This is a genomic window from Streptomyces fuscigenes, assembly GCF_021556455.1.
In the GTDB taxonomy this organism is placed as follows: Bacteria; Actinomycetota; Actinomycetes; order Streptomycetales; family Streptomycetaceae; genus Streptomyces; species Streptomyces fuscigenes.
In genome coordinates this window covers 1-6,885 of sequence record NZ_JAKGCV010000300.1, presented here as the reverse complement: position 1 = coordinate 6,885, position 6,885 = coordinate 1, and the positions used below count along the sequence as shown (strand labels likewise).

At 74.4% G+C, this 6,885-nt stretch carries 6 protein-coding genes; 5 read left to right on the top strand and 1 reads right to left on the bottom strand.

The window, feature by feature from the left end; translation table 11 throughout:
* From L1885_RS20570 to L1885_RS20550, 5 genes are all read left to right on the top strand, one after another.
* The coding region (locus tag L1885_RS20570; RefSeq protein ID WP_372481986.1) for a hypothetical protein at positions 1 to 934 on the top strand (934 nt) is incomplete at its 5' end.
* 208 nt (positions 935 to 1,142) lie between these two features.
* Entirely contained in the window at positions 1,143 to 1,862 is a 720-nt protein-coding gene (cseB, locus tag L1885_RS20565; RefSeq protein WP_235798639.1) for a two-component system response regulator CseB, read from the top strand.
* 281 nt (positions 1,863 to 2,143) lie between these two features.
* Positions 2,144 to 3,439: a two-component system sensor histidine kinase CseC gene (gene cseC / locus L1885_RS20560; protein WP_235798638.1), complete on the top strand. Its 1,296-nt coding sequence runs from the start codon at positions 2,144 to 2,146 to the stop codon at positions 3,437 to 3,439.
* A 283-nt stretch (positions 3,440 to 3,722) separates the two neighbouring features.
* Positions 3,723 to 4,553 (top strand): SAM-dependent methyltransferase, encoded by an 831-nt coding sequence (locus tag L1885_RS20555; protein ID WP_235798637.1) that lies wholly within the window; start codon positions 3,723 to 3,725, stop codon positions 4,551 to 4,553.
* A gap of 233 nt (positions 4,554 to 4,786) precedes the next feature.
* Positions 4,787 to 5,374 (top strand): TetR/AcrR family transcriptional regulator, encoded by a 588-nt coding sequence (locus L1885_RS20550; RefSeq protein WP_235798636.1) that lies wholly within the window; start codon positions 4,787 to 4,789, stop codon positions 5,372 to 5,374.
* 238 nt (positions 5,375 to 5,612) lie between these two features.
* Here the strand turns inward: L1885_RS20550 and L1885_RS20545 are convergent, their stop codons facing one another.
* A complete protein-coding gene (locus tag L1885_RS20545) occupies positions 5,613 to 6,314 on the bottom strand; it encodes a M23 family metallopeptidase (RefSeq protein ID WP_235798635.1) in 702 nt (233 codons plus the stop codon).
* Positions 6,315 to 6,885: the final 571 nt, after the last annotated feature.

Below are 6,885 nucleotides of genomic sequence, written 5' to 3'. Positions count from 1 at the left end.
CGACGCACGCCTGGAGCGTCCCGGCCGGGCGGGGGCGCCGTCGGACGCCGGGGCCGGCCGCGCCGCGCGGATCTTCGCGGCGGGCGGCTCGACGGTCGCCGGGCTCGCGGGCCTCGCCACCATCGGCCTGCTCGCGGGCGGCTGCTCGGCGGGCGGCACCGGCATGCGCGACGAGGGCCCCGCGGTCCCCGCGCCGGTCGAACGGACCATGCCGACCCCCTCGACCACCCCGGCGCCGCAGCACGCGAGCGTCGACCCCGTGTCGCTGCTGCGCGCCGATCCCCGCGTGAGCGACCGGGTCAAGAGCAGCCTGCGGCCGTGCGGCTCCGACTCGTACCCCGTGAACACCTCGTACGGCGACCTCACCGGCGGCTCCCAGCCGGACATCGTGATCAACGTGACGACGTGCAAGGACTCCATCGGGATCGGCACGTACGTCTACCGCGTGGCGGACAGCGCCTCCGCGTCCCCCGGGGCCCGGGCGAGCGGCTCGGCGGCCGACCGCACGGCCGCGGCCGGCACCACCGCCCCCGGCGGGGCGTACAGCGCGGTGGGCACGTCGCTCACCTCCTCGCCGAGCGCGAGCCAGGACCCGTTCGCGGGCGTGGCGGGGGACGACGACGCGGCCGAGGGCGGTCTCCTGGACGGCGATGCGCCGGCGCCCGGCAAGGAGCTGCCGGGGCGGTACGAGAACGTCTTCTCCGCGGAGGAGCCCGCCGTCTACGGCACGATAGACAGGGGCGAACTCGTCGTGACGCAGCAGGTGTACACGAAGGGCGACTCAGCCGCCTATCCGTCCGGCGAGGACGTCATCACCTACGACTGGTCGAAGTCGAAGTTCACGGTGCGCTTCCGGGTGCGCAACACGTACAGCAAGACGGACGGCAACGACGACCTCGGCGCGCCGGTCCCCACCGTGACCGCTTCGGGCTGACCCCGCGCGGACGGCCGCCGCCCGGGGCCACCGCGGGGAACGCTGCCCGCGCCGGTGGGAGACCGGCCCCCGCAATGGGCGGTGTTCCGGCGGACGGGCGGACGGGCGGACCGGCCGCCGGGCGAGCTGAAGGGCCGCCGGGCGGGTAGGAGCGCGTGCACGGAAAACGGCACGGGAAACGACACCGAGAGGAGCGGAGAGCCACCGCATGGGCGAGACCCACGTCCTGTTCGTCGAGGACGACGACGTCATCCGCGAGGCCACCCAGCTCGCCCTGGAGCGTGACGGCTTCGCCGTGACCGCCATGCCGGACGGCCTGTCCGGCCTGGAGGCGTTCCGCGCCGACCGGCCCGACATCGCGTTGCTCGACGTGATGGTGCCGGGGCTCGACGGGGTCAGCCTGTGCCGCCGCATCCGCGACGAGTCGACCGTCCCCGTGATCATGCTCTCGGCCCGCGCGGACTCCATCGACGTCGTCCTCGGCCTGGAGGCCGGCGCGGACGACTACGTGACCAAGCCGTTCGACGGGGCCGTGCTGGTGGCGCGCATCCGCGCGGTCCTGCGCCGCTTCGGCCACGCGGCGGGCGACCGCGGCGCGGCGGCGGGCGAGGCCGGCGCGCGCGCCGGTGCCGACGCCCGCCCGGCCGTGCTGGCCTTCGGCGATCTCGAGGTCGACACCGAGGGCATGGAGGTGCGGCGGGCGGGCGAGCCGGTCGCGCTGACCCCGACCGAGATGCGGCTGCTGCTGGAGTTCTCGGCGTCGCCGGGCACCGTGCTCTCCCGCGACAAGCTGCTGGAACGGGTCTGGGACTACGGCTGGGGCGGCGACACCCGGGTCGTCGACGTCCACGTGCAGCGGCTGCGCTCGAAGATCGGCCAGGACAGGATCGAGACGGTCCGCGGCTTCGGCTACAAGCTCAAGGCGTGACGCGCGTGGCACCGGAGGGCAGGGCGTGAGGCGCGTGCCGGGCGAGGAGAAGGCCCGTCCCGAAAGCACCCCCACGGGCCGACGGGGAGCGGACGGGAGACACGCGGACGGGGCACGCACGCCCGCGGCCCCTCGCGCGGCCGCGGCCGCCCCCGGGTGCGCACGTGGAGCCGTGGCCTGCGTCACGCCGGGCGCCGCGAGCGGTGCGGCGGCGGTGGCGCGGGCCGCCCGCGGGCGGGCGGACCGTCCGGGCACGACGCGGATTGGTGCAAGCTAAAACCATGAGGCGCCTCGCTCTGCGCACCGGCATCCGGTGGAAGATCAGCATCGCGATCGCCGCGGTCGGCGCGCTGATCGCGGTGGCGCTGAGCCTCGTCGTCCACAACGCGGCCCGCGTCTCGATGCTCGACAACGCCCGCGAGGTCCAGCTCTCGCAGACGCTCTTCGCGGAGCGGATGTACGACACCACGAAGGAAGCGAAGCTCGGCACCAAGATCAACGACCCGGCGCTGCCGGCGCCGCTGCGCGCCAAGACCAAGCAGGGCAGGCGGGCCACGCTGGTCGAGGGCGGCGGAGTGCCGGACATCTGGGCGGCCGTGCCGCTCGGCAACGGGACCGTGCTGTCCAGCCACAGCCGGCTCGCCGAGCGGTCCACCATGATCATCGAGGATCTGGACCGGGCGCTGCTCGTCGGCTCCGCCGCGGTCGTGGTCGGCGGATCGGTGCTCGGTGTCCTGATCGGCGGCCAGATCTCCCGGCGGCTGCGCAAGGCCGCGGCCGCGGCCGGGCGGGTCGCGCAGGGCAACACGGACGTACGGGTGCGGACGGCGATCGGCGGCGTCGTACGCGACGAGACGGACGAGCTCGCGCGCGCCGTCGACGCGCTCACGGACGCGCTCGGCGAACGCATCGAGGCGGAGCGCCGCGTCACGGCGGACATCGCCCACGAGCTGCGCACCCCCGTCACGGGCCTGCTCACGGCCGCCGAGCTGCTGCCCCCCGGCCGGCCCAGCGAGCTGGTGCGCGACCGCGCGCAGGCGATGCGCACGCTGGTGGAGGACGTGCTGGAGGTGGCGCGGCTGGACAGCGCGTCCGAGCGGGCGGAGCTCCAGGAGATCGCGCTGGGCGAGTTCGTGGAGCGGCGCGTGCGGGCCCTCGACCCAGAGGCCGCGCTGTCGGTGGTGCGCGAGTCGTGGGTCAGCACGGATCCGCGCCGGCTGGAGCGCATCCTCGGCAACCTGCTGGCCAACGCGAAGAAGCACGGGGGCTCGCCGGTGGAGGTGAGCGTCGAGGGGCGCGTCCTGCGGGTCAGGGACCACGGCCCCGGTTTCCCCGAGGACCTGCTGCGCGAGGGCCCGAGCCGTTTCCGCACCGGGACGCCCGACCGGGCGGGGCAGGGCCACGGCCTCGGCCTGACGATCGCCGCGGGCCAGGCCCGGGTCCTCGGCGCCCGGCTGACCTTCCGCAACGCGGGCGCGGACGGCACCGGCGGCGCCGTGGCGGTGCTCTGGCTGCCCGAGAACGCGCCGACGACCACGGGCAGCTTCCCGGTCGTCACCCTCCCCGACCCGTCCTGAGCCCGGCCGCGCGGCGCCTCCCCCGCGACGGGACCGCTCCCGGCGGCCGGGAGACGTCCGGGTGACGGGTGACGGGTGACGAGTGACGGGTGACGGGTGACGGGCGACGAATGGCGGGCGACGAGTGGCGGGCGACGGGCGACGAGTGGCGGGTGACGGGTGACGGGGGAAGGTCCCGGACCCGCGGTCCGGTGCGGAACCCGCCCACCGGACAAGGTCGCTGACTGAACGTCAACTCGTAGCAGCCGTGGGCGACTTGACCCGCATATGCCAGACTGGGCCGATGGCATATTCCAAGCCTCCGGTCGACACCGGCAGACCCCACCCGGCACGCGTCCACGACTTCCTGCTGGGCGGCCGGGACAACTACGCGGCGGACCGCCAGGCCGCGGGCCGGCTGCCCCGGGAGGCGGCCCGGCTCGCCCGCCAGAACAGGGCGTTCATGCGGCGGGCCGTCGGATGGCTCGCCAGCGTCGGCATCGACCAGTACCTGGACGTGGGCAGCGGGATCCCGACGGAGCCGAACCTCCACCAGATCGTCCAGCGGGTCAATCCGGCGTCCCGGATCGTCTACGCCGACAACGACCCGCTCGTCCTGCGGCACGCGCGGGCGCGCCTGGCCGGGTCGCCCCAGGGAGCCACCGCGTACGTCCAGGCCGACGTGCGCGAGCCGGCGGCCCTGCTGGAGAGCGCCCGCCCCCTGCTGGACCTCGGACGACCCGTGGCGCTCACCCTCATCGCACTGCTCCACTTCGTGCCGGACGGCGACGACCCCCACCGCGCCGCCGCGACGCTCGTCGGCGCGCTGCCCTCCGGCAGCTACCTCGCCCTCTCGCACGGCACGCTCGACTTCGCACCTCGGCCCTCGGCCGGGAGCGGGAGCGAGGCCGCGGCCGGGAGCGGGGCCGGAGCCGGGGCACGGCCGGAGGACGGCCGGGAGCGCGGGCACGCGGACACCGTGCACCACCGGGGCCGCGCGGAGGTGGCGCGCTTCTTCGCCGGGCTGGACCTGGTCGAGCCGGGACTGGTGGCGGCCCCGCTCTGGTACAAGGGCACCCCTCGGCCCGAGGACGAGACCTCCGGGGCCTACGCGGGTGTCGCCCGGATCCCCTGAGCGAGGGGACGTCCACGTGCGCCGGGGTGCGCGGTGCGCCGCAGGCGCTGCGCGCCGGGGTGCGGGGGCGCGCGAGGGCGCGATCGCGGCCCGTACGTCCTGATCCTGGACGCTTACTTGCCGCCCGGCTAGTAACTACACTGGGAGGCAAGCCCCGCCCGGGCCCTCCCCCACCGCGAGCCGCGGCGCCGGACCGGAGCGGGAACCGCCGCACGAGAGAGACGAGAGCGCGCATGCCCAGCACAGGAGCCCAGCGCCGCAGCGACACCCGGCAGCGGATCCAGGACGTCGCCCTCGACCTCTTCGTGGAGCACGGCTACGAGAAGACCTCGCTGCGCGAGATCGCGGAGCGGCTGGACGTCACCAAGGCCGCCCTGTACTACCACTTCAAGACCAAGGAAGACATCCTGGTCAGCCTGTTCGAGGACCTGGCGCAGCCGCTCGACGAGCTTATCGCCTGGGGGCGTGCCCAGCCGAACACGCTGGAGAGCAAGGAGGAGCTCCTGCGCCGCTACGCGGAGCAGCTCAAGGGCGCCTCCCGCCTGTTCCGCTTCGTCCAGGAGAACCAGGCGGAGCTGCGCGACCTGCGGGTCGGCGAGACGTTCCGCAGCCGCGTCGAGGCGACGGTGGAGCTACTGCTGACGCCGGACCCGTCGCTGGCCGACCGGGTGCGCACCACGACCGCGCTGTTCTCCCTGCACGTCGGGATGTTCGCCCTGAAAGACGTCGAAGGAGACCCCGAGGAGAAGTACGACGCTCTCCTCGAAGTCTCCTTCGAACTGCTGGCCGCGGCCCATCGGGGAGGCGGCCGGGGCGCCTGACGGCACCCGCGGGAGAAGCGGGTGCCGCCGGACGCGGGAACCCGGCCCGCGCGGTCCCGGGAGGGACCGGTGGGGATCGGACCGGGGGGTCGGACGCGGGCCGGGGACGGAGCCCGGGGCCACGAGCGGGTGGGGAGGCGGACCAGGGGGCCGGGGCCGGGGCTCTGCCCCCGCCCCGGCACCTGGCCGGTGCGTCAGCCGGTGGTGCCGGCCGGCTCCTCGCGGTGCGAGGCGCCGATCAGACCTTCACGCCCATCTCGTGCAGGAACGTGACCGGGTTGATGGCCGAGCCGTAGTTCGGCGTGTTGCGGATCTCGAAGTGCAGGTGCGGGCCGGTCGTGTTGCCGGTGTTGCCGGACTTCGCGATCTCCTCGCCGGTCTTGACGTTCTCGCCCACGTGGACCTCGATGCGGGACAGGTGCGCGTACTGCGAGTACTTGCCGTCGGAGTGCTTGATCACGATGGCGTTGCCGTACGCGTCGCCGTCACCGGCGCCGTGCGGGCCGGCCTTGACGACCGTGCCGGTGTGCGCGGCGTGGACGTCGGTGCCGATCGGCACGGCGAAGTCCTGGCCGGAGTGCTTGTGTATCCAGTGGCTGCCGGAGTCGTCGAACCCGGCGGTCAGCTTGTAGTGGCTGACGGGGTCGATCCAGGAAGCGGCCTTCTTGGCGGCAGCGGCCTTGACCGCCTTCGCCTTCGCGACCTTGACCTGCTCGGCGTGGGCCGCCGCCTTGGCCTGGGTGTCGGCCTGGTGGTGCACGGTGGCCGCCACCGTGGCGGTGTGCACGGGGGCGGGAGCCTGGGCGCCGGTGTCGCCGGTCGCGGCGAACGCGGCCCCGGCCCCGGCCACCAGCGACACCCCGAGTCCGGCGGTGACCACCGCTACGCGACCACGGCGGACGGCGATGTTCGAGGTGCGGAACTTCGAGCGCTGCGACATACGGGAAACCTCCGGGCATGAACGGACCCGGCGCTCGTGCACCGGGCTTGCTCCACCTTGGTAACCCGACCCCCCATCTCGGCTCAAATGCCTCATCTACGACATCGGCTCGTAGCCCCCCGATGGACCAAGGTCCCTTGACAGAGGCCGACAACCCTCATACCTAGGGATTTTTCTACTCATTCCGGGCATTTGAACCATCATCTACCCGGTATTCCGACGAGCCTTCTTAGTAGGCCCGAAATGGCCTGTGCGCCTTGTCACGGGCGGTGGGTCGGAGGACTGCCCGCCTCGGGACCAAGGGCCCCCTCCGGCCGGGCCGTTGCCCGGATCCGGCGGGGACCTTTCCCGCGCCGGTTCGGGACCTTCCCGGTCCGCCGCGGCACCTTCCCGGGACGCCGCGGGGCGTCCCGGGACGCCCGGAGAGGCCCATGGCCTTCACGGGGCCACCTCTCGGACGACGCGGGCCCGCCCTCCGGGCCCCGGCGGCCCGCCTTCGAAGCCCGCCGGCCGCTCCGCGCGGCGCACGGACCCCAGCGCGGCACGGCGGGCTCGGGCAACCGCGGCTCGG

Coding starts and splice junctions, on each gene's coding strand:
- L1885_RS20555 (WP_235798637.1), top strand. CDS start 3,723: ATGGCATATTCCAAGCCTCCGGTCGACACCGGCAGACCCCACCCGGCA.
- L1885_RS20550 (WP_235798636.1), top strand. CDS start 4,787: ATGCCCAGCACAGGAGCCCAGCGCCGCAGCGACACCCGGCAGCGGATC.
- cseB (WP_235798639.1), top strand. CDS start 1,143: ATGGGCGAGACCCACGTCCTGTTCGTCGAGGACGACGACGTCATCCGC.
- cseC (WP_235798638.1), top strand. CDS start 2,144: ATGAGGCGCCTCGCTCTGCGCACCGGCATCCGGTGGAAGATCAGCATC.
- L1885_RS20545 (WP_235798635.1), bottom strand. CDS start 6,314: ATGTCGCAGCGCTCGAAGTTCCGCACCTCGAACATCGCCGTCCGCCGT.